This is a genomic window from Kribbella sp. CA-247076, assembly GCF_050942445.1.
Lineage (GTDB): Bacteria > Actinomycetota > Actinomycetes > Propionibacteriales > Kribbellaceae > Kribbella.
The window spans coordinates 14,581-39,770 of sequence record NZ_CP192051.1 but is presented as its reverse complement, the minus strand read 5'-3'; the positions used below and the strand labels follow the sequence as shown (position 1 = coordinate 39,770).

At 69.9% G+C, this 25,190-nt stretch carries 27 protein-coding genes and 2 tRNA genes; 11 read left to right on the top strand and 18 right to left on the bottom strand.

Features of this window, described 5'->3' with window-relative positions:
- Nucleotides 1-6: 6 nt before the first annotated feature.
- Entirely contained in the window at nucleotides 7-2,517 is a 2,511-nt protein-coding gene (locus tag ACQPYZ_RS00200; protein WP_433164001.1) for a helix-turn-helix transcriptional regulator, read from the bottom strand.
- Between the two features lie 184 nt (nucleotides 2,518-2,701).
- Here ACQPYZ_RS00200 and ACQPYZ_RS00195 point away from each other — a divergent pair, with 184 nt between their 5' ends.
- Complete coding sequence (locus tag ACQPYZ_RS00195) at nucleotides 2,702-3,295, top strand: dihydrofolate reductase family protein (protein ID WP_433163999.1); 594 nt, start codon at nucleotides 2,702-2,704, stop codon at nucleotides 3,293-3,295.
- 216 nt (nucleotides 3,296-3,511) lie between these two features.
- Nucleotides 3,512-3,850, top strand: a complete 339-nt coding sequence (locus ACQPYZ_RS00190) for a hypothetical protein (RefSeq protein WP_433163997.1) — start codon at nucleotides 3,512-3,514, stop codon at nucleotides 3,848-3,850.
- Nucleotides 3,851-3,939: 89 nt separating this feature from the next.
- Here ACQPYZ_RS00190 and ACQPYZ_RS00185 read toward each other — a convergent pair whose 3' ends face one another.
- Nucleotides 3,940-4,764, bottom strand: a complete 825-nt coding sequence (locus tag ACQPYZ_RS00185) for a hypothetical protein (RefSeq protein ID WP_433163995.1) — start codon at nucleotides 4,762-4,764, stop codon at nucleotides 3,940-3,942.
- 323 nt (nucleotides 4,765-5,087) lie between these two features.
- Between ACQPYZ_RS00185 and ACQPYZ_RS00180 the strand changes: the two genes are divergently transcribed.
- Both ACQPYZ_RS00180 and ACQPYZ_RS00175 read left to right on the top strand, forming a co-directional pair.
- Nucleotides 5,088-5,630 carry a peptidylprolyl isomerase gene (locus ACQPYZ_RS00180; RefSeq protein WP_433163993.1) on the top strand — a complete coding sequence of 181 codons (543 nt, stop codon included), beginning with the start codon at nucleotides 5,088-5,090 and terminating at the stop codon, nucleotides 5,628-5,630.
- A 78-nt stretch (nucleotides 5,631-5,708) separates the two neighbouring features.
- Nucleotides 5,709-6,452: a rhomboid family intramembrane serine protease gene (locus ACQPYZ_RS00175; protein WP_433163991.1), complete on the top strand. Its 744-nt coding sequence runs from the start codon at nucleotides 5,709-5,711 to the stop codon at nucleotides 6,450-6,452.
- A gap of 233 nt (nucleotides 6,453-6,685) precedes the next feature.
- Here ACQPYZ_RS00175 and ACQPYZ_RS00170 read toward each other — a convergent pair whose 3' ends face one another.
- The 3 genes from ACQPYZ_RS00170 to ACQPYZ_RS00160 are packed head-to-tail and all read right to left on the bottom strand — an operon-like array spanning nucleotide 6,686 to nucleotide 10,022.
- Nucleotides 6,686-7,717 carry an S-adenosylmethionine:tRNA ribosyltransferase-isomerase gene (locus ACQPYZ_RS00170; protein ID WP_433163990.1) on the bottom strand — a complete coding sequence of 344 codons (1,032 nt, stop codon included), beginning with the start codon at nucleotides 7,715-7,717 and terminating at the stop codon, nucleotides 6,686-6,688.
- Nucleotides 7,714-8,433 (bottom strand): SDR family NAD(P)-dependent oxidoreductase, encoded by a 720-nt coding sequence (locus ACQPYZ_RS00165; RefSeq protein ID WP_433163988.1) that lies wholly within the window; start codon nucleotides 8,431-8,433, stop codon nucleotides 7,714-7,716. The genes ACQPYZ_RS00170 and ACQPYZ_RS00165 overlap by 4 nt, the downstream gene beginning before the upstream one ends.
- A gap of 23 nt (nucleotides 8,434-8,456) precedes the next feature.
- On the bottom strand, nucleotides 8,457-10,022 hold the full coding sequence (locus ACQPYZ_RS00160) for an FAD-binding oxidoreductase (protein WP_433163986.1): 1,566 nt from the start codon (nucleotides 10,020-10,022) through the stop codon (nucleotides 8,457-8,459).
- Nucleotides 10,023-10,140: 118 nt separating this feature from the next.
- Between ACQPYZ_RS00160 and ACQPYZ_RS00155 the strand changes: the two genes are divergently transcribed.
- The 3 genes from ACQPYZ_RS00155 to ACQPYZ_RS00145 all read left to right on the top strand — a co-directional run bounded on the left by ACQPYZ_RS00155 (nucleotide 10,141) and on the right by ACQPYZ_RS00145 (nucleotide 13,371).
- A complete protein-coding gene (locus tag ACQPYZ_RS00155; protein ID WP_433163984.1) occupies nucleotides 10,141-10,785 on the top strand; it encodes a TetR/AcrR family transcriptional regulator in 645 nt (214 codons plus the stop codon).
- Nucleotides 10,782-12,350: a glycerol-3-phosphate dehydrogenase/oxidase gene (locus ACQPYZ_RS00150; RefSeq protein ID WP_433163982.1), complete on the top strand. Its 1,569-nt coding sequence runs from the start codon at nucleotides 10,782-10,784 to the stop codon at nucleotides 12,348-12,350. Before ACQPYZ_RS00155 ends, ACQPYZ_RS00150 begins: the two co-directional genes overlap by 4 nt.
- A 67-nt stretch (nucleotides 12,351-12,417) precedes the next feature.
- A complete protein-coding gene (locus ACQPYZ_RS00145; RefSeq protein WP_433163981.1) occupies nucleotides 12,418-13,371 on the top strand; it encodes a DUF4328 domain-containing protein in 954 nt (317 codons plus the stop codon).
- Here ACQPYZ_RS00145 and ACQPYZ_RS00140 read toward each other — a convergent pair.
- Both ACQPYZ_RS00140 and ACQPYZ_RS00135 read right to left on the bottom strand, forming a co-directional pair.
- Entirely contained in the window at nucleotides 13,362-14,114 is a 753-nt protein-coding gene (locus tag ACQPYZ_RS00140; RefSeq protein WP_433163979.1) for a protein phosphatase 2C domain-containing protein, read from the bottom strand. The genes ACQPYZ_RS00145 and ACQPYZ_RS00140 overlap by 10 nt on opposite strands.
- A 12-nt stretch (nucleotides 14,115-14,126) precedes the next feature.
- A complete protein-coding gene (locus tag ACQPYZ_RS00135) occupies nucleotides 14,127-15,014 on the bottom strand; it encodes an NAD-dependent epimerase/dehydratase family protein (protein ID WP_433163977.1) in 888 nt (295 codons plus the stop codon).
- Nucleotides 15,015-15,162: 148 nt separating this feature from the next.
- On the opposite strand from ACQPYZ_RS00135, the gene ACQPYZ_RS00130 reads away from it, so the two are divergent.
- A complete protein-coding gene (locus ACQPYZ_RS00130) occupies nucleotides 15,163-15,768 on the top strand; it encodes a pentapeptide repeat-containing protein (RefSeq protein WP_433163975.1) in 606 nt (201 codons plus the stop codon).
- A gap of 103 nt (nucleotides 15,769-15,871) precedes the next feature.
- Here the strand turns inward: ACQPYZ_RS00130 and ACQPYZ_RS00125 are convergent, their stop codons facing one another.
- The 3 genes from ACQPYZ_RS00125 to ACQPYZ_RS00115 all read right to left on the bottom strand — a co-directional run bounded on the left by ACQPYZ_RS00125 (nucleotide 15,872) and on the right by ACQPYZ_RS00115 (nucleotide 18,157).
- Nucleotides 15,872-16,504: a VanZ family protein gene (locus ACQPYZ_RS00125; RefSeq protein ID WP_433163973.1), complete on the bottom strand. Its 633-nt coding sequence runs from the start codon at nucleotides 16,502-16,504 to the stop codon at nucleotides 15,872-15,874.
- Between the two features lie 212 nt (nucleotides 16,505-16,716).
- Complete coding sequence (locus ACQPYZ_RS00120; RefSeq protein ID WP_433163971.1) at nucleotides 16,717-17,352, bottom strand: SDR family NAD(P)-dependent oxidoreductase; 636 nt, start codon at nucleotides 17,350-17,352, stop codon at nucleotides 16,717-16,719.
- A gap of 34 nt (nucleotides 17,353-17,386) precedes the next feature.
- Entirely contained in the window at nucleotides 17,387-18,157 is a 771-nt protein-coding gene (locus tag ACQPYZ_RS00115; RefSeq protein WP_433163969.1) for an LLM class flavin-dependent oxidoreductase, read from the bottom strand.
- A 79-nt stretch (nucleotides 18,158-18,236) separates the two neighbouring features.
- Between ACQPYZ_RS00115 and ACQPYZ_RS00110 the strand changes: the two genes are divergently transcribed.
- Entirely contained in the window at nucleotides 18,237-19,337 is a 1,101-nt protein-coding gene (locus ACQPYZ_RS00110; protein ID WP_433163967.1) for a winged helix DNA-binding domain-containing protein, read from the top strand.
- Here ACQPYZ_RS00110 and ACQPYZ_RS00105 read toward each other — a convergent pair.
- From ACQPYZ_RS00105 to ACQPYZ_RS00090, 4 genes are all read right to left on the bottom strand, one after another.
- The gene (locus tag ACQPYZ_RS00105; protein WP_433163965.1) at nucleotides 19,263-19,718 is read right to left on the bottom strand and encodes a ParB N-terminal domain-containing protein; all 456 of its coding nucleotides are present in this window, start codon (nucleotides 19,716-19,718) and stop codon (nucleotides 19,263-19,265) included. The two genes, ACQPYZ_RS00110 and ACQPYZ_RS00105, sit on opposite strands and share 75 nt — an antisense overlap.
- Nucleotides 19,700-20,317, bottom strand: coding sequence for a class I SAM-dependent methyltransferase (locus tag ACQPYZ_RS00100; protein ID WP_433163963.1), 618 nt, complete (start codon nucleotides 20,315-20,317; stop codon nucleotides 19,700-19,702). Before ACQPYZ_RS00100 ends, ACQPYZ_RS00105 begins: the two co-directional genes overlap by 19 nt.
- A gap of 10 nt (nucleotides 20,318-20,327) precedes the next feature.
- The gene (locus tag ACQPYZ_RS00095) at nucleotides 20,328-21,173 is read right to left on the bottom strand and encodes an Lrp/AsnC ligand binding domain-containing protein (protein ID WP_433169839.1); all 846 of its coding nucleotides are present in this window, start codon (nucleotides 21,171-21,173) and stop codon (nucleotides 20,328-20,330) included.
- A 292-nt stretch (nucleotides 21,174-21,465) separates the two neighbouring features.
- The gene (locus ACQPYZ_RS00090; protein WP_433163962.1) at nucleotides 21,466-22,044 is read right to left on the bottom strand and encodes an AAA family ATPase; all 579 of its coding nucleotides are present in this window, start codon (nucleotides 22,042-22,044) and stop codon (nucleotides 21,466-21,468) included.
- 166 nt (nucleotides 22,045-22,210) lie between these two features.
- On the opposite strand from ACQPYZ_RS00090, the gene ACQPYZ_RS00085 reads away from it, so the two are divergent.
- Both ACQPYZ_RS00085 and ACQPYZ_RS00080 read left to right on the top strand, forming a co-directional pair.
- Nucleotides 22,211-22,813: a nucleotidyltransferase domain-containing protein gene (locus ACQPYZ_RS00085; protein ID WP_433163960.1), complete on the top strand. Its 603-nt coding sequence runs from the start codon at nucleotides 22,211-22,213 to the stop codon at nucleotides 22,811-22,813.
- 329 nt (nucleotides 22,814-23,142) lie between these two features.
- On the top strand, nucleotides 23,143-23,559 hold the full coding sequence (locus ACQPYZ_RS00080; RefSeq protein ID WP_433163959.1) for an NUDIX domain-containing protein: 417 nt from the start codon (nucleotides 23,143-23,145) through the stop codon (nucleotides 23,557-23,559).
- Between the two features lie 384 nt (nucleotides 23,560-23,943).
- Here ACQPYZ_RS00080 and ACQPYZ_RS00075 read toward each other — a convergent pair.
- The 4 genes from ACQPYZ_RS00075 to ACQPYZ_RS00060 form a co-directional block, all read right to left on the bottom strand.
- Nucleotides 23,944-24,016: transfer RNA gene (locus ACQPYZ_RS00075), tRNA-Ala, on the bottom strand.
- A 10-nt stretch (nucleotides 24,017-24,026) separates the two neighbouring features.
- A complete protein-coding gene (locus tag ACQPYZ_RS00070; RefSeq protein WP_233712472.1) occupies nucleotides 24,027-24,158 on the bottom strand; it encodes a DLW-39 family protein in 132 nt (43 codons plus the stop codon).
- A 32-nt stretch (nucleotides 24,159-24,190) separates the two neighbouring features.
- Nucleotides 24,191-24,267, bottom strand: a tRNA-Ile gene (locus tag ACQPYZ_RS00065).
- Nucleotides 24,268-24,371: 104 nt separating this feature from the next.
- Nucleotides 24,372-25,109, bottom strand: coding sequence for a DUF3566 domain-containing protein (locus ACQPYZ_RS00060; protein WP_433163957.1), 738 nt, complete (start codon nucleotides 25,107-25,109; stop codon nucleotides 24,372-24,374).
- Nucleotides 25,110-25,190 lie beyond the last annotated feature (81 nt).

Genomic DNA, 25,190 nt, shown 5'->3' with positions numbered 1-25,190 from the left:
ACCGGCTCAGACCTCGGTGCCGGCCCGGTGCGCGAGTTCGGTGCGGTTGGTGATGCCGAGCTTGCTGTAGACGTGCGCGAGGTGGGTCTTGACCGTCCCCCGGCTGATGAAGAGGCGGGCCGCGATCTCCGGATTCGACAGGCCCTGGACGGCCAGGTCGACGACCGAACGCTCGGTGCGGGTCAGGCTGGCCCAGCCGGTGCCGGGACGACGGCGTGGGCCTCTGGCGCGCGACGCGTACTCGACCGCTGTCTCCAGGCTCGAGGTCCGGATGACCTCAGCCTGCTCGACGGCACCTCGCTCAGCCAGCAGTGAAGCAATTGCTTCGAGACTGCTGAGTGTGCCGAGGGTCAGATCGTGCTCGGCGCGGATCCGCAGCGCCTCGTGATGAAGGTCGAGCGTTCTGTCCGGATCGGCCGCCAACAGGGCGTGCTGTTCGAGGACACCGGCCCTGATGCCGGGCATCGATGCGATCATCGGTGCCGCGGCCAGCGCGTCGAGAGTCGCCCGAGCACCGTCCTTGTCACCGGCCTCGCGCTGCGCCGTAGCCAGCAGGAGCTGACTGTCCGGTGAGAGCGGGACGGTACCGTCCCGGGACTCGCGGCGGCACCAGTCGATCGCATCGACCGGGTTCCCGCGGGCCCGGGCGATCATCGCGCGGACGTGCTCACGACCCGGGATGTAGGGCTCCCGGTCCGTCTCCGCGATCAGCGCCTCGACGGGCGCCAGCGCCTCCTCTGCGGCATCCAGTTCTCCCTGCAGACAACGGATCCGGGCGAGCACGGACCGGGCCGTACCGGTTCGGTGGAAGTCCATCAGCGGCGCCGCCGTCGCGACCGCGCGGGCGGCGAACTCTGCGGCCCGCTCCAGCTCGCCGCGCGCCGTCCAGGCAAGCGCCACCCAGGCCAGTGCCGACGCAGCGACACCACGATCACCCCGTGCGACCAGACCCGCGATCACCGGCTCCAGCGTACCGATCGCGGCGTCGTGCTCGTCCCGCAGCAGGTGGATCAGCCCCAACAGCGCTGCGGAGGCATCCGCGACGAATGCATCGCCCGCCGCCAGCGCCTCCTCGCGGGACCGGATCGCCTGCTCCCGGGCCGTATCGAGGCCGACGGACAGCTCACCGACCGCCGCCAGCGAACCCGCCAGCCGGGCCGCCGCCGCGACGTCCTCACCAACGGTCAGCTCACCAGCCGCCAGCTCACCAGCCAGCTCGACCGCCTCCCGCGCCGCACCGAATCCGCCGCCACCGGGCAATACCGTTTCGGCGACCAGCGCGAACCCGGTCAGCACCTTCAGCTGCGACCCGGTCCGCTGTCCAGCGCCGAGCTCCATCGCGGCCCGCAGCAGCCGCAGGCCGTCGTCGCTGCCACCCGATTCCAAATGCCACAGCCAGGCGAGCCCGGCGGCAAGCTCCCGGCCGCGGCTGGGGTCGACGGCCGCCAGACCCCACTCGATCGCGGCCCGAAGATTCGGGTACTCCGCGCCGACCGCGGCTCGCCAGGCGTCCTTGTCCTCGTTCCGCAGCTTCACCAGCCCGTCGACCAGAGCGAGCTGATGGTCAAGGTGAGCGTCCCGGATGCGTTCCAGCTCTCCCGCCTCCGCGAGCCGCGCCAGCGCATACTCGCGAACCACAACCAGCAGCCGATACCGGGCGACCGGCCCATCGACATCCGCAACCACCAGCGACTGGTCGACCAGCCCGCGCAACGCGTGCAGATCAGCTGCGTCGGCACCTCCGACTGCCACCGCCGCTGCCGAGGTGAACCCCGGCTCGAAGACGCCGAGGCGACGGAACGAGACCCGCTCTCCATCGCTCAGCAGATCATGGCTCCACTGCATCGACGCTCCCAGCGTCTGCTGACGGAACGGAGCCGTCCGGGAACCACCCTGCAGCAGCCCGTACGGATCCTGCAGTGATTCCGCGATCTGCTCCAAGGACAACGTGCCGGCCCACCCGGCCGCGAGCTCGAGCGCCAGCGGCAACCTGTCCAGCCGGTCACAGATCCGCCGCACCCCGGCCGCGTCGCCGGGCACCCCGGCCCGGGCCGCGAACAATTCGCGCGCCTCCTCCAGCTCCATCGGCGGCACCCGCCAGACGCGCTCCCGCCCGATCCCCAGCCGGACCCGGCTGGTCGCCAGCACTGCCACCGCAGGGCAACCGGCCAGGATCCCCTCGATCACCCGGGCGGACTCCGCCACGACGTGCTCGCAGTTGTCGAGCACGACGAGCAACTCGCGGTCGCCGATCCCCCGCGCCAGGGCAACCAGCGGATCGACCTCGGTCGGCAGCAGGACGCCCAGCGCCTCGGCCACCGCCCCGACGACCGAGCGCTCCGGCGCGTACTGCTCCAGCCCGATCCAGACGACGCCACCCGGCCACCGCTCGCTCTGCATCCCCGCGGCCCGGATCGCCAGCCGGGTCTTCCCACAGCCACCGGGGCCGACCAGAGTCAGCACCTGCCCTGGCAACAACGCCGTACCGAGGGCGGCCAGTTCCGCTGCCCTTCCCATGAAGGTCGACAGCTCAGGCGGAACCGCCCCACACCGGACACCCCTGAAGTCTGCCACGGCCCTAGGGAGTAGCTGCCGGCGCGAGGACCGGATCTCTGCCAGGTGGCCGATGTTCCGCGGGCGCCGCCACAGCAGGATCTTCCTCACCGGCGCCACCCGGGCGCCGCTCCGGAAAGGAACCATCATGTCCGAGCAGTCCCGCAAGGTCGTCGGCAACATCTCTCTGTCCCTCGACGGCCGGATCACCGGCCGGAACGGAGCGGGCGACATGGGCTGGGTCGTCCCGCACGCCGTGACCGAGACCTCACGCGACCATATGGTCCAGCTGACCCGCAACTCCACCACCGGCCTCCTCGGCCGGAACAACTACGAGGGCTTCGGCGGGTACTGGCCGATGGTCGCCCGGGACGGGAACGCCGAACCCCGGGACCGGGCCTTCGCCCAGTGGCTGGACGCCGTCGAGAAGGTCGTCTTCTCGTCCACGCTGACCGAAGCGCCCTGGCAGAACTCCCGGATCTCGCGCGACCCCGTAGCCGAGGTCAAGCAACTGCGTGAGCAGCCCGGCGGCGACATCATCGTGCTGTCGTCCAGCAGCATCATCCGGGCGCTGCTGGCCGCCGACGAACTGGACCGTCTCGTCATCAACCTCTGCCCCGAGCTGGTCGGAGGCGGCGCGAAGCTCTTCGAGGACGGCATCCCGCAGTCCTCCTGGACACTCACCGACCTGCACACCAGCAGCACCGGCGCCACCTACTTGATCTACGACCGCAAGCACTGACCAGGCAGGCCAGGTCGGAACGAAGCGAAACTGTGTCCTCGTCAGCACGCTGTGAAACCTGACGAAGTCTTGACACCGGGCGACGCGTGCGAAGTCGGCGTGTGGGCCATTTGACGACTAGGGTCGCTAACAGCGATCACATCGTCACGTTTGAAGCAGACGCTTCAGTGTGCCGTTTTGGCCCGCGTACCTCCCTGCCCCCCGGAAGACGCATAAATGAACAAAGCTCGCTCGACCGCACACCCCCACCCCGACCTGAGCGCCCTGATGGACAAGAGCGCCGAGGACTGGACCGCACCCGAGATCCAGAGCGCCGCCCGATCGGCGCTGAAGCTGCACGCGCCCGACCGCGAGCCGCTGACCTGGATCAAGCGGTTCGGCATTCTGCCCTGGTTGCACCGCAACGACGCCGTCTGCCAGCACTGCGGCGGCACCTACCCGTGCATCACGCACCGGTATGCCACCCAACTGCTGTCGGCCGGCCGCTATACGATCGCCAAGCCGCAGCACGAGGACGACCTCGACGGCGACGGCCAGGAGCCGAAGCCGGGCTGAACGTCGTACGCGCAAGACGACGTCGGACGAACGAAGGCCGCGACCCCGGACGGGGATCGCGGCCTTCGCCGTTGCGGTAGCTGGTCGACTCAGGAGTCGGAGGGCTTCGGGTTCGCCGACTTCCGGGTCGTGGTGGTCTTCTTCGCGGTGCCGTTGGCCGACGCGTTCACGTCGCTGCCCTCGTCCTTGGCAGTCTCCGCCTTCGCGTCCGGCTTCGACTCCGTCTTCGCGGACTCCGCCTTGGGCGCGTCGGTCTTGCCGTTCGACGACGGCGACGTCGAGTCGGTCGTGCTCTCCGGCTTGCTCTCCGCCTTGGTGTCGCTCGGGCGCGACGTCGTACCGGCGGGGGCGGAGCTGTAGTCGCGGCCGCTCGTCGGGGTCGACTGCCAGGCCGGCTCCGGCGGGGTCAGCAGCTTCTTCACGGCCGCGGCCGCCAGGGCGCCGAAGCCGAGGAACAGCACGACCTTGCGCAGCCGGTGGCTCTTCTTCGGGACGTCGATCTCGCCCTTGAGCGCCGCCTTGGTGGCCTTGCCGCGGCGCGAGGTCTCCTCGACGACCGGCTCGGCGGCCGCCGCCAGCGCGGCCAGCGCGGCGGTGACCTTCGGCAGCAGGTCGTCGTTGAACCGCTCACGCGCCTTCTCGGCCGCGTGCTCGGTCGCCGGGCCGACCTTGGACAGCGCGTCGTCGATCACCGGGCTCGCCTTCTCGACGGCGACGTGGGCGTAGTGCGCGCCGCGCTCGACGGCCTTCTCGGCGTACGGCGACACCTTCTCCCGTGCGGTGCCCACAGCCGGCCCGAGGTGGTCGCGGACCTGGCCGGCGACCGGCCCGATCTTCTCCGACGCCGACTCGGTGAGCGGCCGGACCCGGTCCTTCGCGGTCTCGACCCGGCCCTTGGACTTCAACAAACCCACGGTTCCTCCTCGGTGCCGCCCGCCTCGGTGGGCAGCCATCTGGCCCATCGGCGGTATGGACGTAACTGATACGACTCTGGACAGATCCGGCTTCGTCTGCATCGTACGACGTACCCAGCCGACAAACCCGCTCCCCGGGGCAACCCGAGACGCTGTATCGATCCATCCACCCCACCAGTGCCCACCCCCACGCACCGCAACCACCACAGCACACAGAGAGGCACACGCCGGAGGGCGGGGTTCTTCGGCCGGTCGGTGCCCGGCCGCTTGGGGCTACGTGACAGGATCGAGGGGTACGCCGTTTCTGATGAGGAGTGACTCTCGTGGCCGAAGAGCTGTACGCGACCCTGCAGACGACGAAGGGTGACGTCGTCATCAGGCTGTTCCCCGATCACGCACCGAAGACGGTGAGCAACTTCGTCGGGCTGGCCGAGGGCACCAAGGAGTGGACCGACCCGCAGACCGGTCAGCCGAGCAACGCCAAGTTCTACGACGGCCTGACCTTCCACCGGGTGATCGACGGCTTCATGATCCAGGGCGGCTGCCCGCTCGGCACCGGCACCGGCTCGCCGGGCTACGCCTTCGACGACGAGATCCACCCCGAGCTCCAGTTCGACCGCCCGTACCTGCTGGCGATGGCGAACGCCGGCATCCAGTTCGGCCGTGGCACGAACGGCTCGCAGTTCTTCGTCACCGTGGTGCCGACCCCGCACCTGAACCGCAAGCACACGATCTTCGGCGAGGTCGCCGACGACGAGTCGAGGAAGGTCGTCGACGCGATCGCGACCGCCAAGACCGCTCCGGGCGACCGGCCGATCGAGCCGATCGTGATCAACAACGTCGTCGTCGAGCGCAAGAACGCCTGATCAGTTCGCGCGGGCCGGGCGTTGCGTGAGCGGCGCCCGGCCCGTGCTCTCTCTCGTTCGGGAAGGAACCTGCCCGCCGTGACCGAGACCGTCTGCTACCGGCACCCGGATCGGCCCGCCGGGGTCCGCTGCCAGCGCTGCGACCGGCCGATCTGCCCGTCGTGCATGAACAGCGCGGCCGTGGGCTTCCAGTGCCCGGACTGCTTCAACGAGGGCGTGAAGTCGGTGCCGCGGACCCGGACGTCGCTCGGCGGCATCCAGCGCGGCAACCCGCAGATCGTCACCATCGTGCTGCTGGCGCTGAACGTGCTGGTGTTCATCGCGGTCCGCACCGGCAGCAGCCGGATCGTGAACGAGCTCGTGCTGGTCCCGGCGCTGGTGGACGTGGAGCCGTGGCGGCTGCTGACGTCGGCCTTCACGCACGTGCAGATCTTCCACATCTTCGCGAACCTGTTCATGCTCTACCAGGTCGGCCCGCCGCTGGAGCAGATGCTCGGCCGGGTCAGGTTCATCCTGCTCTACCTGCTGTCCGCCCTCGGCGGCAGCGCGGCCGTCTGGCTGCTGTCCTCGCCGCTGTCCGCGACCCTCGGCGCCTCGGGTGCCGTCCTCGGCCTGGTCGGCGCGCTGCTGGTGATCAGCCGCGCCCGCGGCATGGACGTCACCTGGATCCTGGCGTACGTCGCGGTCACCGCCGTCATCTCGTTCCTGATCCCGAACATCTCCTGGCAGGGCCACCTCGGCGGTTTCGTCACCGGCGCGGCCGTGGCCTGGCTCTTCCTCCAGGACGTCAAGCGCCGCCGCGACAGACGCGCCCGCATCTGACGCCAGGCGACCGTTCAATGTGCAACCAAATGGCCTAGGCCACAATTGTCGATCGGTTGCGTGAACGGGCATGACCAGCTGGCCGGACGCTCGTCGTACCGGGTGACGTCCCGACGGGGGACCTGAGCGGTAAGGACATCCACGATGAACTTCTGCCGGCCTGAGCGGTGGTCGCGGTGAGCCCGCGCGCGATCGACAAACGAGCCCGCCCCGGGAACGAAGGCCACCGCACGTCAGCGCATCAGCAGGCAACTGTCGCCGAACTCGTGCCACAGGTAGCCGCGGTCCAGCGCGGCGTCGTAGGCGCGCTGAACGGTGTCACCACCGACCACGGACTCCAGCAGGAGCAGGTGCGACGCCTCGGGGGCGTGCATCCCGGTGATCAGCCCGTCGACGACGCGGACCGGGTGGTCCGGGCCGAGGACAAGGTCAGTCCAGCCGTGGGAGGCGGTGACTGAGCCGTCCGCGGCGACGGCCGACTCGATCGCCCGGACGGCGGTCGTACCCACTGCGATCACCCGTCCGCCGTTGGCCCGCACCCAGTTCACCAACCGGGCCGTGTGCGCCGGTACGTCGTACCGCTCGGGCAACGGTGGTTCGTGGCTCTCCAGCGAGGACACGCCGCAGTGCAGCAGGATCGGCGCGATCAGCACGCCCTGGGACGCGAGCTGACTGACCAACTCGAAGCTGAACGGCCTGGCCGCACTGGGCATCTCCGCACTGCCCGGCTCACGTGCGAACACGGTCTGGTACGACGCGAGCGGCCACCGCTCACCGACGTACTTGTAGCTGATCGGCCGGCCATGGCGCTGCAGGTACCCCAGCACGTCGGTCACCGGCGGCTGGGCGATCCACAGCCGGTTGGAGTCCGACTGGTACGGCGACAGCAGCGTCAGCACGCCCTCCGGGAGCTCCACCCGATCGCCCGTCGCACCGCCGAACATGGGCGAACCGCCGTTGCGCAGCTCGACGACCCAGCGGCCGTCGTCCAGCGCAGTAGAGAAGTGCACGACCACGGGCGCCACTCCGGAGCCGGTGATCCAGGAGCCGTCGACGGCGGCGGGCAGCGTGCCCGAGGTGTTCACGAGCAGCAGATCACCCGGTCGCAGGTGCTCACCGATCCGGTCGAACCGGGTGTGCGTGACGGTCGACCCCTCCGCGACCAGCAGCTTCACCTGGTCCCGGGAGAGACCTCTCGCCTCGGGCGGTTCGGTGGCGTTCAGCGAGTCGGGCAGGACGAACCTCGTGTGGGGGTGCACCCTCACGACGTCACCGCCGGCGCGAACTCCGCCGCTCGGTACCGGCCGCTCTTCGGCCGACTGTCCAGCAGTTGCAGGAACGCCGGTACGACGGTCGCCGGCTCCGGCCGGTCGGAGACGTCCTCACCGGGGAACGCGGCCTGGTGCATCGCCGTACGCAAGTCGCCGGGGTCCACCGCGTAGACCGAGAGCGACGGGTGTTCGGCGGCGAGTACGGCGGTGGCGTGGTCGAGCGCGGCCTTGGCCGAGCCATAGCCGCCCCAGCCTTCGTACGCCTCGACGGCCGCGTCGGAGCTGATGTTGAGGACCACTCCGGACGATCCGGTGAGCTCGGGGAGCAGTGCCTGGGTCAGTGCGATCGGTGCGATCACGTCGACCTCGTAGACGCGGCGCAACTCGCCCAGGTCCGCGGCGGCCAACTGCTGCAGCGGACTCGGACCGAGGTAGCTGGCGTTGTTGACGAGCAGGTCGAGCCGGCCGAGCTCGACGATCGCGTCGACGAGATCGGCGCGGTGTTCGGGGTCGGTGACGTCGCCCGCGAGCGGGATCACGTCGGTTCGGTCGGCCAGCGCGTCGGCCGCGTCCTTGAGGGCGTCCGCGCCGCGCGCGTCGATCACGAGCGCCCAGCCGCGATCGGCCAGGCCGTGGGCCAGGGCGAGCCCGAGACCCGCGGAGGCTCCGGTGATCAGGGCGACCGGACGGTTGGAGGATTCAGGAGTCATGCCCCCTACCGTCGTACCTCAAGTCAGCTTGAGGTCAAGAGAATCCCCGGACTCATCACGCCGTCGGGGTCGAGCGTCTTCTTCACGGCGCGCAACGCGTCGACGGCGAGCGGACCGATCTCCTCGGCGTACGCCGCACGATGATCCGTGCCGACTCCGTGGTGATGACTGATCGTCCCGCCGGCGGTCGCGATCGCGTGGTTCGCCGCGGCCTTCGCCGTACGCCACTGCTCCACCGGGTCCTCCGTCTGGGCCGAGATCACCGTGAAGTAGAGCGACGCACCGGTCTCGTACACATGCGACACATGACAGAGCACGAGCGGTGGCGTGCCCTGGTCGGTCAGGGACATCACCAGTGCCTCGGTCACCGCGGCCTTCACGTCAGGCAACCGCGACCAGAAGCTCGCGGTCTCCAGCGTCTCGACCAGCGCACCCTCGTCCAGCAGAGGATCCCGCAGGTACGGCGCCCGGTACCGCCCGACCCGCCAGGTCTCGCCCGGCCCTTCCCCCAGATTCTGCCCGCCGGCCGCGGTCAGCACCTCAGCCGTGGCCGGGATGTACGGCCCGTCGAACCCGACGATCGCGAGTACGCCGCCGGATCCGCCGCCGAGCACGTCCGGGTCGGCCAGGTTCACCGCGGTCTCGGCCTCGTCCGACAACCGCAGCACCGTCGGCAACGGGCCGTCGTGGGCGAGTCGCCGGATCGCGGCCAGCCCGGCCGTGAAGTCCTCGAACCGCCAGCCCTCGAAGTGCCGCTCGGCCGGCCGCGGCCGGATCCGGACGACGACCGACGTAATGATGCCGAAGGCACCTTCCGACCCGAGCACGAGTTGGCGCAGGTCCGGGCCGGCCGCGGACATCGGCGCCCGGCCGAGCTCGACCGTCCCGCGGGGTGTCGCCAGCGTCAACCCGACGACCATCTGGTCGAACCGCCCGTACCCGGCCGACGACTGCCCGCTCGAGCGCGCGGCCGCGTACCCGCCGATCGACGCGCCCTCGTACGACTGTGGAAAGTGGCCGAGCGTGTAGCCGCGCTCTGCCAGCAGCGCCTCCGCGGCCGGACCACGGACGCCGGCCTGCAGCGTCGCCGTCCGCGAGATCTCGTCGAGCTCGACCAACCGGTCGAGCCGGCGGAGGTCGACGGTGACGAAACGCCGCTCGGCCGCGAGCCCGCCGACGACCGACGTACCGCCGGAGTACGGCACGACCGCGAGGTCATGGGCGGCGCAGGCGGACAGCAAGGCCTGGATCTCGTCGTGGGACGCCGGGTAGACGACCGCGTCTGGCATGTCCGACGTGTCGCCGGCCCGGTGCCGCAGCAGGTCGGGCGTCGAATAGCCGCGCGTGTGCGCCCAGCGGGCGTCCAGGTCGGTGGCGACGTGGTCCGCGCCGACGATTCCGGTCAGGAAGCTCAGCTGGTCCGCGGTCAGCCCGGGCCGGTCCGTCGGCTCCACGGCGACAGTGGCAGGGCGCCGTACGCCGAGGTGCTTGAGGGCCTCGACGGCCGCGGCGGGGAGCTCGACCCGATGGGCGGGATCACCCCAGCGGCCCGGCGTGAGATGCACCACCGGCAGGTCCGACTCGGTCATTCTGGGCTCCCGATCGCTGGTCTGGAGAGGTAGCGTCCGTGGGAGGTGGAACCCCCTGGCTTTCACCTCCCACGGACTGTTCCGGGACGCCGGAGTCGCTGATACACTCTGACGTGTGATGTCTCAGCGTAGCAGCGAGTCGGCGCAGGAAGCAGGGGCGCAAGCAGGATCCGAGACCAGCACGCGGCCCACGCCCGCGAACGCGATCGGCGAGGAGCGGATCCTGGACGCGGCCTACGAGCTGCTGCTGGCGATCGGCATGCGCCGGATGACCATGGCCGACATCGCCCGGCACGCCGAGGTGTCCCGCGCGACCCTCTACCGCCGCTGGCCGAACGTGCAGGCCGTGGTCGCCGCGCTGATGACCCGGGAGTGGACCACAGCGCTGATGTCGGCGTTCCAGCCGGACGCGGTTGACGGTCGTGCCCGGCTGGTCGAGGGTGTGGTCGAGGTGGTCGCGCAGACCCGGGTGCATCCGTTGATGCGCAAGATCATCGAGCTCGACCCCGAGTTCCTCACGCCGTACCTGCTCGAGCGTCGTGGCAGCAGCACGGTCGCGCACCTCGCGCTGGTCGAGGAGGGGCTGAAGGCGGGGCAGGCCGATGGCTCGATCCGGGACGGCGATCCGGTCTGGCTCGCCCGGCAGATCATCCTCGTCTCGCTGGCCTCGGCGGTGTCCGGGCCGGTGATGGCGAGCCCGGACGAGTATCCAAAGCTCGACGAGGAGCTGCGGGCGATGCTCACCAGGTACCTGACGCCATGATCGACCGGGGCGGTGGGAAGGCGTTCAGGACAGTGGGCAATGCCAGCCTGAACGCGGCCCGCCGCGCCCGCGAGCTGGAGTGGCTGGCGTCGGCCGGCACGGTCGACGTGCTGGTCATCGGCGGCGGGGTCACCGGCGCCGGCGTCGCCCTGGACGCGGCCGCTCGCGGCCTCACCGTCGCCCTGGTGGAGAAGCACGACCTCGCCTTCGGCACCAGCCGGTGGAGCTCGAAGCTCGTGCACGGCGGCCTGCGCTACCTCGCCTCCGGCCACGTCGGCATCGCCTACGAGAGCGCGGTCGAGCGCGGCATCCTGATGAAGACGACCGCACCGCACCTGGTCCACCCGGTGCCGCAGATCGCTCCGTGGTTGCCGCAGGCAAGGTTCGCGCAGGCGGCGCTGCTGCGGAGCGCCTTCCTCGGCGGCGACGTCCTGCGCACGGTCGCCCGCACCAGCGACGACTACCTGCCGCACTCGCGCCGGGTCAGTTCTGCCGAGATCCTCCGGTACGCGCCGACGCTCCGGCCGGAGGGGATGCGCGGCGGCTTCCTGACCTGGGACGGCCAGTTGTACGACGACGCTCGCCTGGTCGTCGCGATCGCCCGGACCGCGGCCCTGTACGGCGCCCGCGTGCTCACCCGGGTCGCGGCCACGGACGTCACCGGACGAGGCGCCGTACTCGTCGACCAGCTGACCGGGCAGCGGCTGCAGGTGGACGCGTCGGTGGTGATCAACGCGGCCGGCATCTGGGCGGATCAGGTTGCCGCCGGCATCAAACTGCGGCCGAGCCGGGGGTCGCACCTGGTCCTCCCGCAGTCGGTCTTCGGCGGGCTGTCCGCCGTGCTGACCGTGCCGGTGCCCGGCGAGCTGCGGCGGGTGGTGATGGCGATCCCCGCGCCGGACGACCGGGTGTACGTCGGGCTGACCGACGAGGACGCGCCCGGGCCGGTGAGCGACGTACCGCACGCGACCGAGGCCGAGATCGACTTCCTGCTGTCCACGATCAGCGCGGCCGTGCGGGTGCCGTTGACCCGGTCCGACCTGCTCGGGACGTACGCCGGGCTGCGGCCGCTGCTCGGCACCGGGCACCACAAGGGTGAGGACAAGACGGCGGACATCTCCCGGCGGCACGCGGTGATCACGAGCCCGGACGGTCTGGTGACGATCGTCGGCGGCAAGCTGACGACGTACCGGCGGATGGCGCAGGACGCGCTCGACACGGCGCTCTCGCAGTCGTCCCTGGAGGTCCGCCGACCGTGCCTGACGCACCGGATTCCGCTGGTCGGCGCGGCCGACCGGGTGCAGTTGGCGACCGTCCGGGCGCCGTCGCGCTTCGTCCAGCGGTACGGCGTGGAGGCGCCGGAGGTGATCGCCGGACCGCCGTCGCTGCTCGAGCCGATCGCGCCGGGACTGCGGACGACGTACGCCGAGCTGCGGTTCGCGGTCCGGCACGAGGGTGCGCTGACGGTGGACGACGTACTGGACCGGCGGACGCGGATCGGGTTGTCCGCGGTGGACCGGGAGCTGGCGTTGCCCGCGGTGCGGGAGGCCTTCGCCGGGGTCTGACGCTGTGGACGACCGCTTGAACGCTCCCGGGGCTGGGTTAACTTGGCTGCGAGGGGGTGAATGACAGGTGACGCAGCCGTACCCGGGGCCGGGTGGTCCGCCGCCGTACCCAGGTCCGTATCAACCGGTGCCGTACCAGCCACTGCTGCCGCGGTACCGGCCGCTGAAGAAGATCGCGATCGTCAGCATCGTGCTGATGGGGCTGACAACCGTGGCCGCCGTCGTCCAGACAGCGCTGATGTGGAGCTCGTACGACGAGGTCAAGCGGTTCGTGTACGGGCTGCTGTCCGAGGAGGAGGTCGACCGCGCGGTCGGGTCGATCGCCGGCACCGGCCCGCTGCTGAACCTGGTTAGCTACCTGCTGATGGGGACCGCGATCGCGTTCCTGATCTGGCTGTGGCAGGCCCGGGAGAACACCGAGTTCCTGCGCTCACCGCAGGCGCCCCGGCCGATCGTGCAGGACGGGCAGCCGCACCGGCACGCCAACGGCTGGATCGTCGGGTCGTGGTTCTGCCCCTTCCTCCAGTTCTGGTATCCGCTGCAGCTCGTCCAGGACGTCGCCGCCGCGAGCGAGCCGCCGGAGCAGCGCGGCGCGTCGAGGCGTGGACCGGTGCGGACCCTGCTGTACGGCTGGTGGGCGACGTGGACCGGCTTCTGGGTCATCGTGGTCGGCGGCAGCGGGCTGGCTCTGCTCGCCTTCATCGTCTGGGTCGTCCGGCTCGTCGACGCGGCCGACACCGCGGACGCGACCGGCGACTACGTCGACATCTACGACCTGCAGGACTTCATGGTCCGGGTCGCGCTCGCGGTCAACATCGGGTTCACGGTGGCCACCGTGCTCCTGGTCGCGGCCGGCATCGCGGCGTCGCTGCTGCTGCTCCGGATCACCCAGTGGCAGCACGACCAGGCGACCGTGCCGCCGGTCAGCGCGACCACGCCGCCGCCCGAGCCGCCGCAGTACGCGCCTCGCTACCACAACCCCGGCCCGACCTTCCCGACGTACGGTCCGCCTCAGAGGTAGGCGAGGACGGCGGTCGCGTCGTCGTACCGCTTCCCGCGCCCGACGTCGGCGGCCGCGTCGTGCTCCCGGACCCGCTCGACCAGCCTCCGCGGTCCGTCCGCCGTGAGTAGGTCGACCAACTCGTCCCACGTGTACCCGTACCGCTCGACGTACCGGGATGCTCCGTCGGTCAGTACGGCGACCACGTCGACGTCCGCGCGGTCCGTCGTACCGGAGACCGCTTCGTAGGCTGCCTTGGGGTCAGTGCTCGCGACCCAGAAGCCGCCGGGCTGGTTGCGCAGGCGACGGACGGCCTCGAACGAGTACTCGGGAAGCAGGTCGATCCGGTCGTCACTGTGGACGGTCAACGTGCCGTCGGGCGCTCGCAGCACGACCGGTGAGTCGGCGAGGACGAGGTGGTCGACGCGGTCCGGCCGGACGCGGACGATCGCGACCGTGGACGACGGGCTGTCCGGGTTCGTCAGGTCGCAGGTGTCGGCGTGGCCAAGACCGACCGTCGTGATCGCGTCGGCGAGCAGGTCGGGGAGCGGGGTGGCCGAGCCGGCGAGCAGCGGTACGGCGAGCTGGGCGCCGAGTTGGCCGACGAGCCAGGCGACGGTGTGCCGGCACCCGGACTCGACGCCGCGGCCGGCGGTGGCGCCGTCGAGCACCACCACGAAGTCGGGCCCGCCGATCACGAGATCCTCGTTCACGGCGGGCGGTCGGCGGTCGGGCGCGGGCTGACTGAACGAGCGGATCTCCACCCGCCCAGTCTGCTAGCCGCCGGCCCAGCTGTCCGCGAGGGACTGGTCGAGCGCGATCTTCGGCGACCAGCCGAGCCGCTCGCCGATCAGCGTGATGTCGGCCTGCTGCCAGGTCGCACCGGGGACGACGTCCGGCTGGGCCTCCTCGACGATCCGGGCGGGCTTGCCGCTCAGCTCGAACAGCTGGCCGGCGACGTCGCGGGCCAGGCTGGCCTGGCCGGTTCCGACGTTCAGCACCGGTGGGGGCTTGGCATCCGCGAGGGCGACCGCGAGGACCGCCTCGGCGACGTCGCGGACGTCGACGAAGTCCCGCCAGACATCCAGCGAGCCGGCCTCGATCGTGTTCCGCGAGCGAAGATCCCGGATGACCCGCCCGGTCAGCGTGCTCTCGGGCGCGTCCGGGCCGATCACGTCGAAGACCCGGAGGACGACCGCGTCGGCGCCGTGGCGCTGGGCCCGGAGGACCAGTTCGGAGCCGGCCAGCTTGCTGAGACCGTACGGACCGGCCGGGCGCGGCTCGGTCTGTTCGTCCTGGCTGGCTCCCTGCGGCGCACCGCCGTACTCGGCGGCCGAGCCGAGCTGGACGAAGCGCGCGTGGCTCGCGTTGTCGTGGGTGGACGCGAGCAGCGCCTCGACCGCGATCACGTTCGCCCGGACCAGCGTAGCGACGTCGCCCAGGGTGGCACCGGCCGCGTTGATGATGACGGTCGGTTTGTACATGCCGATCTGGGTGTCGAGCGCGTACGGATGCATCGCGGCCAGGTCGCACAACCGGTGCGGCTCGCCCCGGCTCCGGCTCAGACCGCGGTACTCGATCCCGCGCTCGGCGAGCAGTGCGCAGATCCTGGCGCCGAGGAAGCCTCCCGCGCCGAACACCATCACCCGCTCAGTTCCGGTCACTCCTCCATCGTGCGGCCCGTATTTGTCGGTCCGCTGAACGTTCTCCGTCGTACCGATCACAATGCACCCGCCGGGGACGCTCGGCATCGTGTCGGTACGGCGTGGCAGGGTGGGCCACCTCAGCGCATCCGAGCGACAGGGGACAGTCATGGCAGCACAGGGCCGGCCCGCGGCGCCGACCGAGTCGACGATCCGCGACTGGGACGACGCGGACCCCTCCGGTGAGACGTACCGGCGGGTGCTGTTCATCGACTCGGACCTGACCGAGGTGGACAACCGCGGCGGAGTCTTCGAGGAGTGCACGTTCCGGGGCGTCCGGTTCAACGCCTCGACGCACACCGACGCCGCCTTCGTGAACTGCACGTTCGTCCGGTGCTCGCTGTTCGACGCCACCTTCACCCGGTGCAAGTTCGTCGGCAGCTTCTTCGACGACTGCACCTACAACCTGCTGAAGGTGTCCGGCGGGGACTGGTCGTTCACCGGGCTGCCGGGCGCGGACCTGCGCGGCACCGAGTTCACCGGGGTGAAGTTCCGCGAGGCCGAGCTCAACGGGGTCCGGGCGGCCAAGGCGGTGTTGCGCGACCTCGACCTGTCCGGCGCGTCCCTCCACCGCGCGGACCTCACCGCCGCCGACCTCCGCGGCTCGGACCTCTCCACCCTCGATCCCCTCACGGTCGAGCTCAAGGACGCCCGCGTCGACCTGACCCAGGCCATGGTCATCGCCACGGCACTGGGTCTGGACGTGCGGCCCTGACGCCTGTGGATATCTCTCGGTGACCGCGTCGGCATCTCCGGTTTCATCCACATCCTGTGGATAACTATCCGGATAACTTCGTACTCACTCCGTGAGCAGCGGTCTATCGCGCCCTGGCGATCTGCCGGATCCCGTTCGCCGGCTCCCCCACGGGGACGAGTTCGCCGCGACGATGCCGGGCCGGTGCCCGGCCGCGGACGACCACGATCGCGCCGTGCTCGACGACGTACGGGGTGGGGATCAGGCGGCGTCGGCGGGTCAGGGTGAGCAGAACGACGGCGAGGCCGACGCCGGCGAAGGCACCCAGGGAGTTCGCCAGCAGGTCGTGCAACTGGCACGAGCGGCCGAGTTGGGGGAGGAGCGCCTGGATCGCCTCGACCGCCGCGGACATGCCGACGCCGGCGGCGATTCCGTCGGCCGGTCGTCCGCCGGCGAGGGTCAGCATGCCGGCGGCCGGTACGAACAGCAGGATGTTGAGCAGTCCCTGGAGCGAGGTCAGCCCGCCGGTGGTGGTCAGGTAGGTGCCGCACTGGCCGAGCTGACCGAACCGATGGGCGGTCGGGCTGAGCGTCGCCGCGAGCACCAGCGCCAACGCGGCCGGCAGGCAGAACGACGCCAGCCGGGGGACCAGTTCACCGGGCCGCCGCAGCGACGACAGCGCGATCGGCAGTGCCATTCCGGTCAGGACGAGCCAGGTGTCCAGCAGATGAGGGATGCCGCGATATGTCTCGAGCACGCGTCCGGAGCCTCCCGTGGTCGACGGCCTGACCCGATTGCTTCCTCGTCGATGTCGCTTCCTCACACGACGATCAGCCGACCGGTCCCACGCTCGCCAGGCTTGTCCGGACTTCTGCACGCACCCGCAAACTCCCCGTGACAATCCGAGCACAAACTGTCACGGAAGGAAGATGCTCAAGGCAACGATGGTTTGCTGCGGTACGCCGGGTCTCAGGCGGAGACCTCGTGCTCCCAATGGGCTCGCGGCTGGTGGTGAAGGCGCCAGTAGTGCTCGGCGATGTCGTCCGGGTCGTGCGCCGTACCAGGAGCGACCGCTCCACCGACGGTCACGCTGGCCGCGTGGACCCCGGCGGCGCCGTACTGCTGGTCGAGCAGGGTCACGAGCGTCCGGACGCCGGCCTTGCCCATCGACAGGCTGACGTACTCGGGCTTCGTCTCCGGCATGCCGCCGGTGATGAGAAACGATCCGCTCCCACGCTCAGCCATCGCCGGTACGACGTGCGCCGCGGTGGTGATCGCGCCGACCACGTTGACCGCCCACGCGTCCAGATGCTGCTGCGCGGTCAGGTCCCCGACGGCGTCCGGCTGGATGATCGCCGCGTTGTACACCACGACATCCGGTACGCCGTACTCGGCGACCACTCGGTCGAGCGCGGCCCGCAGGCCCACCTCGTCCGTACTGTCGGCGGTCAGCGGGAGCACCTCGCCGGTGATCCCGTCCGCCACCGCCTTGACGGTCTTCTCCGACCGCGCGATCAGCCCGACCTTCGCTCCGCCCTGGGCGAAGCGTCTGGCCACCGCCGCACTGATGCCCGGCCCGGCCCCGACAATCACGATTGTTGACATGCCGGGACCGTAAAGGCTGACACCAATGTCAGAGTCAAGCGCGGCGCTTGAGCTCCGCGGCGTACTCGTAGTCGCGGCGCCAGTCGCCGGTCGGCGGCAGGATGATCCGCTCGACGCCCGCGGCTTCGTACGCGTCCAGCCGGTCCACCTGAGGCGCCACCACCGTCGCCCGCAACGGCGGACGGTCGCGCTGCCCGTTGATCTGGTCGAGCGCGGCCTTGACCTCCTCCGGTGACATCGCGATCGTCGCCCAGCCGTCGCCGTACCGCGCCGCCCGCCGGAGCGCGGCCTTTCCGTTGCCGGCGACAACGATCGGCGGGACCTCCGAGCCGGGGGAGATGGTTGCCTCGAGCCCGTCCGCGAGCGTGGTCGGCTTGCCGGCGACCAGGTCGGGCAGAACGGCGAGCGCCTCGTCGGTGAGGCGGCCGCGGTCGGCGTACGACACGCCCGCGGCCCGCCAGCCGACGTCGCCGTGGGCCGGGTTGCCGGTGCCGACGCCGAGTACGAGCCGGTTGCCGGAGACGTACTGCAGCGTGCTCACCTGCTTCGCCGCCCATGCGACCGGCCGCAGCGCCAGCAGCATCACGTTGAAACCCACCGTGATCCGCTCGGTCACCGCGGCCGCGGTCGACAGCACCACCGAGCTGTCCAGCATCGGCGCGCTCGCGATCAGGTGGTCGGTCGACCAGACCGAGTCCAGACCGAGCTCCTCCGCGAACCGTGCACTCTCCCGGACATCCCCCAGAATCGCCCGTCCCGGCTCGGGCGAGGACGTCGGCAGGATCACCCCGATCTCAACAGTCATATCGGCAGCCAACACGAGGACGGGGCCAGATGTTCCGTGCGGACAGCATCTGGCCGCTACTACTTCTAGGGTCGTCGGCATGAAGGTGCTGAGCACAAGGACTCTCGGCCGGGCGTTGCTCGAGCGGCAACTGCTGCTCGAGCGCGTCGACCTACCGGTGGCGACCGCGGTCGAGCGGGTGCTGGGGCTGAACGCCCAGAGCCCCAACGATCCGTACCTCGCGCTGTGGAGTCGGCTCGAGCCGTTCACCCTGGCGGATCTGACCGCGGCGATCGAGGACCGGACGGTGGTCCGCTCGACGATGATGCGCGCGACCCAGCACCTGATGTCGGTCCCGGACTTCCGGTTCGTCCGCCCGGTGCTCGAGCCGTTGCTGCGCCGCGTCCAGCGGAACGTGTTCGGCCGCCGTACCGCCGGTGTCGACCTCGACGCGCTCGTCCTCGCGACCCGGGAGCTCCTGGCCGACGGGCGGACCATGACCCGCCCGGAGCTCGGTCGCGCACTCGCCGAACGATGGCCGGTCGACGATCCGACCGCACTCGGCTGGACGGCGCAGTACTTGCTGCCACTCATCCACCCCGCGCCGAGCGGCACGTGGAACGTCCGCGGCGCGACCCCGTTCGCCCTGGCCGACTGGACCGGAGTCGCCCCCTCAGCCGGCGACGTCCGGCAGCTGGTCCTGCGCTACCTCGCCGCCTTCGGCCTGGCGACGGTATCCGACGCGCGCACCTGGTCCGGCGTCAGCGGACTCCGCGAGATCTTCGAGGACCTGCGCCCCTCGCTGCGCGTGTACGCCGACGAGGCCGGCCGCGAACTGTTCGACCTCCCGGACCGGCCACTGCCAGCCGAAGACGTCCCCGCTCCGGTCCGCTTGCTCCCGTCCTTCGACGCAACTCTGCTCGCCTACGCGGACCGCACCCGCATCATGATCGACCCCATCCGCCGCCAGGTCTGCGTCGGCGACGCCGTGGCCGCAACCGTCCTGCACGACGGCACAGTCGCCGCCATCTGGACCACATCGGTCGCCGAAGACACGACCGTGCTCACCGTCCGCCCTCTCCGCCCACTGCCCGACCGCGACGCCATCGAAGCCGAGGCCACCCGGCTACTGACCTTCATGTCCGCCACGGACCGCAATCGAGTCGAGTTCCTCCCACTCGAGGACTCGGACACGCACTGACTCCATCGAAGCGAGGTACGCGCGCAGCAGCCGGTGCACTCCGTCGAGGATGGTGAGCTGACCCTCCGGCCGCCGGACCACGTCCAGCGGATACCGCAGGTCGGTCGCCATCGTCCGCGCATACTGCTCCGCAAACCGCCCGGGATCAGTCGCCACCTCGAGCGGCGTCACCTGAAACGGCTGCCCGCCGCATGCCCAGAACGGCAGGCCGAGATGCCAGGTGAGCTCAGCGATCGGGCGCTCGATCGTCGGGAGGTCCAGCGCCCACAGCAGCTGCTGGTCCCAGTGAAAGTCCAGGATGACGTCGCGCAGCTCGGGCGGCAGCTCCGCCAGCAACGGAAACGGCCGACGGTCCGCCCGGCCTACCAGACGACGCGGCATGCGACGAAGCTTCGGCCGGTGAACAACCTGTCTCCGCCCAGCTCGTCGGCGAGTTGGGTGCTGGTGAAGTAGCGCTTGTAGATGCGGTGCCGGGATCCGTCGTTCAGCGTGCGGTCGATCCACTGCGCCGGCCCGACGCCCGGTCGCAGGGCCGTGTCGACCACGACCAGCTCCGCGGCCACCCGCCGTACCTCGGCCAGGAAGACCGCGCGCTCATCCGCCGGCAGGTGACCGTAGAAGTGCCCGGTCAGCGCGCGGTCGAACGAACCGTCGGCCATCGGCAGCCGCAACGCATCGCCGACGACGACCGTGCGACCCGGCATCCGCCGACGCGCGACGTCGAGCATCCCCGGACTCTGATCCAGCCCGACGGTCACGCCTCGAAGGTGCTGCGTCAGAAAGCCGGTGCCGCAGGCAACATCGAGCGTCCGTGCGACCGGCAACCCGCGGACGAGCTCCACCAGCTGCGAAACCTCCGCCTGCCACCACGGCGGGTTGAGCTCCGCGAACCGCCCCTGCCCGAGGTACCACTCGTCGTACTCCCTGGCCCGCTTCTCGTAGTACGTCGCCGTCCCCGCGTCCCGCGCGAATGCCGCCATCTCCCGAGTCTCACCCATCAGGGCCGGTGCTGTGCACCCTCTTGACGGTCCGCAGGACCGGAGCCGTGTCCACCGAGGCCACCCCGGGAAGGCCGGCGACCTGCTCAGTGAGGAAGCGGTAGAGGTACGCCGAGTCCCAGCAGATCACCTGAGCGACCAGATTCGTCGCGCCGGTCGTCACCGCCACGGACGAGATCTCCGGCTGCCCAGCCAACGCCTCAGCCGTCGCGACGATCGCCTCCGGTTTCACCACCATCCACAACCACGCCTCGGCCTGATACCCGAGCGCCTGGGGCGGCACCTCCACCTGAAACCTCAGCACGCCCGTACGCCGCAGGTACTCGAGCCGCCGCGCCACCGTCGACTGCGACCACCCGGTCCGCTTGCCGAGCTCGGCGTACGTCGCCCGCCCGTCGACCCCTAGCCCCTCCACCAGCCGCCGATCCCGCGCACCGAGCACCACATCCCCATCGCTCGAATCCGGCGCCGGCCGCCGAAGCCGGGCAATCTGCTCCGCGTCGAGCACCTCCAGCGGGCCCCACCGCGCCGCCACGAACTTGGCCGGCGACAGCACCTCGTGCGCACTGACCCCGAGTACGCCGCGCGCCCACGGCAGCTCCTGGTCGAGCACCTCGTCACCACTCGACACCCGACAACCGACTTCCGTGCCACCCGCCAGAACCTGCACCGACGACGTATCCGCCCGCCCGGCCAGCGCGTCCGCGATCACCCCCGCGACGTCCGGCGTACACCGAACCCGCACCACCCACAACCGCTCCCCGAGCCGGCTCCCATCAAGCACGCCCACCACCCGCAGCACCCCACCGGCCCGCAACCGCCGATACCGCCGAGCCACCGTGTGCTCCGAAACCCCCAGCACCCCACCCACAGCACTGAACGCCACCCGCCCATCAACCCCCAGCGAGTGCACCAACCCAAGATCAACCGAATCAACCGTGACATATCCAGCCACAGCTTGACTGTACCGCGCTAGATATCCCCATCCCTATCCACAACTGTGCACAACTCCCCCGCGGGGAGCCGTGGATTGATCAGTCGCCGAACCTGCGTCGACTAGTTGCCAGCGAGGAACTCAAGCCGGCATGCGTCAGCTGCGCCACAACAGCCGGTGGCGCAGGCGGAAGGTGTTAGGCGGTGGCGCGGTCGAGGAAGCTCAAGGCCTGCTCGACGCACGCGTCGAGAGGCTGGGTGGTGTCGAGCCGGAGGTAGGTGTCCGGTCGCGTCATGTTCGCGACCGAGTCGGCGAACAGTTCGAAGCCATTGCGCTGACCATCAGCGGCCAGGTCGACCGGTGGCGTGTCGACCGACAGGCGCTGGCTGCGCAACGCGGGTCGTGATCGGAGTCGTACGTCGAGCAAGCCGATGTCCTCGGTGGCGCACTCGATGTAGCAGTACGGCACCCCGTGCTTGGCCGCAAGCGCCTGCCCGGCAACCAGCAACTCGTCATAGAAACACGGACTGTCGATGATCGCACCGAGCCCCTGCCCCAGTACGTCGTCAGCCATCGCCTTGACCACCTCGTAGCTGGCAACCCGAGCAAACGCAAGAGTCTCCTCCCCGACCACCCCACCACTCTCGAGCATCGCGCTCAGCACAACGTCACGATCAATAGCAACCAGCCGCCGACAACGAACCAACTCCCGAGCAACAGTCGTCTTCCCCGCCCCCGGCAGCCCCGACATCTGCACCAGAACGACCTCACCCATACGGCTCCTATCTGAACGAACGTCACCCAGCGACCGGTCGCAGATCACGCCACCCACTGAGTGCCGCCTTGTCCGCGATTTCCCACCGCGTCCACGAAGCGTACGGCGGCCCCTGTGCGCCCGGCAGGTCCGCGGTGACGAACCACTGTCCTGACATCCTGCTCGCGTGAGCAACGATCTTGGAGTCTGGGAACCGATGACCCCGCGCGCCGCGGCCGAGCTGTTTGGTCGGTTGACGACGCCGTGGTGGATCGCGGGCGGCTATGCGATCGAACTGCTCGTGGGTCGCACTCTTCGGTCGCACGGCGACATCGACGTTCTCCTTCTCCGTCGGGACCAGCAGACGGTGCACGAGGTCCTGAACGGCTGGGACATCCAGGCTGCGGATCCGCCCGGGACGTTGCGTCCGTGGTACGCCGGCGAATGGCTGCCCGCTGGAGTACACGACATCTGGTGCCGGGAAAACGCCGACGGTCCGTGGCGAATCCAAGTCATGCTGGACGAGGCCGACGGTGACGAGTGGCGATCGCGTCGCGACCCCCGGATCCACCGACCGATCACCTCACTGGGTCTCCTCACCGAGCAGGGCATACCGGTCCTCGCACCGGAAGTGCAGTTGTTCTACAAGTCCAAGCGCAAACTGGAGAAGGACGAAACCGACTTCACGGCCGCCCTCCCGTTCCTGAACTCAGACGCCCGGCAATGGCTCGACGACTCCTTGGCCCTCACCGCACCGAACCATCCATGGCGCGAGGCGCTCCCGCGGTAACGCCCGCCCGATCGAAGGCCGACACGAGCAACCCCGATTCCGGAGCGGCGCGTGGGACGACGTACTTTGTGGAGATGAGGGGACTTGAACCCCCTTGCAAAGGCGGTTGTGACACCCTCGCTCGGCTGAGCGGTCGGACAGTGAGCCTGTGCTCGGCTGGTTCCTCCCCGTGAGTAGCCGACCGAGCCCGCTGCCACATTCTCGTTGGGGCACGTGGAGGGCACGGCGTTCCAGTCTCCAACTGCGTTCTGTCGGATCACCCTGGCAGTCTCCTTTCTATGCCGATTCCAAGAGCAGCCGCAGTAGTTGTAGACGGTCCTCGTGCCCTCGTGATCAAGCGCTATCTGCGGCACAACTCAGCCAGCGCCTGCGTCATGTGCGAGGCCAGCGACTGGGACAGTCCGGACTGTCCTGGCCACCACTACGCGGTACTGCCCGGCGGACACGTCGAGGAAGGCGAAACCGCCGAGACCGCCGCCTTGCGGGAGTTGAACGAGGAGACCACACTCACCGGCCGAATCGACCGGCTGCTGTGGACCGGCAAGCACAACGGCAGGCCCGCGTCCTACTTCCTGATGACCGAAGTCACCGGCACACCAGTTTTGTCCGGCGACGAAGCGGACGCCCAGAGTCCGGAGAACTTCTCCGAACTGATGTGGGTTGGGGCTGACGTGTTCGACGAGCTGGGTCTCTACCCTGCCGACGTCAGATCACCACTGGCCGAACTGCTGAGCAACAGCGCCTAGCACCTCCCCGCTTCGCGTCTGCCGTTCAGCCCACGCGACCGAATGCCGCCAAGGCGTACCGAGTTCTCCGGGTGGTCGACGCGACGCCTCCCCGCCTGCGGATGATGAAAGACTCGAAGTCAGCCGCCGGCCGCCGATCCGTTCCGGTCCCGGATGACCTGTTGGACGAGCTGAAGCAGCACCTGGCCGAGTACGCCGAGCCGGGGGAGGACGGTCGGGTGTTCGCCGGTCCGAAGGGCGGAAAGATCCGCCGGCAGAACTTCCGGAAGATCTGGACCTGAGGCACACGGGAAACCAGTTCGCCGCCGACGACGGCGCAAAGTCTCCGGGAGCTGATGGAGCGGAGAGCCCTGAATCAGGCTCTGACCTGCATGAACGCGATTGTGGAGACGAGGGGACTTGAACCCCTAACCCCTGCCTTGCAAAGGCAGTGCTCTGCCAGTTGAGCTACGCCCCCGTGGGGGTGGTCAGCGGCCCGGGGTGACCGGGTCGACGGCCTCGGCCCAGAGGTCCTTCTCGGCGCGGGACTGCTGGGTCTTCTTGTAGGCGAAGTATCCACCGATGCTGGCCACCAGCACCAGCAGGATCTTCTTCAGCACCGGGACTCCTCGGATCGGGTTCGCGATCGTGGTGGTGGGCCTAACTGGACTTGAACCAGTGACCTCTGCCTTATCAGGGCAGCGCTCTAACCGTCTGAGCTATAGGCCCGCGTTGCGGGGTCGAACCCGGGAGAGATTACCGCACTCGGTGCCCTACTCCCAAACCCGTTCCGGCCAGGCCACGGGCGGGCCCGGCCGGAGCGGCGGAAAGCGTCAGTCCTCCGACGCCAGCGTGACTTCGAGGCCGCCGAGGAGGGTGGCGGCGATGTTGTACAGGAACGAGCCGAGCGTCGCGAGCGCGGTGATGATCAGTACGTCGGCACACGCCAGCAACGTGGTGAAGCCCATCACCTTGCCGGTGTTGATGTAGTTCTCGATCCGGAACGGCTCGGCGCCCGGCGTACCGAGGACCTCGGTGACGGTGTTGTTGATGTTGTCGAATACGCCGGCCGCGCCGATCGCGGACCAGACGATGAAGACCGCGACCCAGGTGACGATGCCGAAGGCGATCGACAGCAGGAACGACGTCTTCATCACCGACCACGGGTCGATCCGGGCCATCCGCAGCCGCGCCTTGCGGGTCTGCGGGCGGGTCGACGTTTTCGGCGCCTTCTCCGCCTTCACGGTCGCCTTGGTCTCGGTCTTGTCCGGCTTGGTGGACTTCACCGAGGCGGCCTTGTCCAGCACGGCCTGGCGAGCGGCACTCACCCGGTCGCCGAAGCTCTCGGTGGTCGACTTCGCGTCGGTCTTCCCGGTCAGCCCGTACGACGACGCGCCGACAGCACCCGCCGACGTACCGGCACCAGCACCGACCCCGGCCGAGCCAACCCCAGCAGCACCAGCACCGGCGCCGGCAGCACCATTGCCGGCCGACCACGGCTCCGGACGACCCGGCGTACTAGGAGTAACCGGAGCCGGACGAGCAGCAGGCTGGGAGACGGGCTGAGACACAGGCTGGGACGCCGGCCGGACCGGCGGCTGCTGCGGCGGCCGCGCCGGAGCCGGCGCCGACTGGCTGGGACGCGCCTGCGC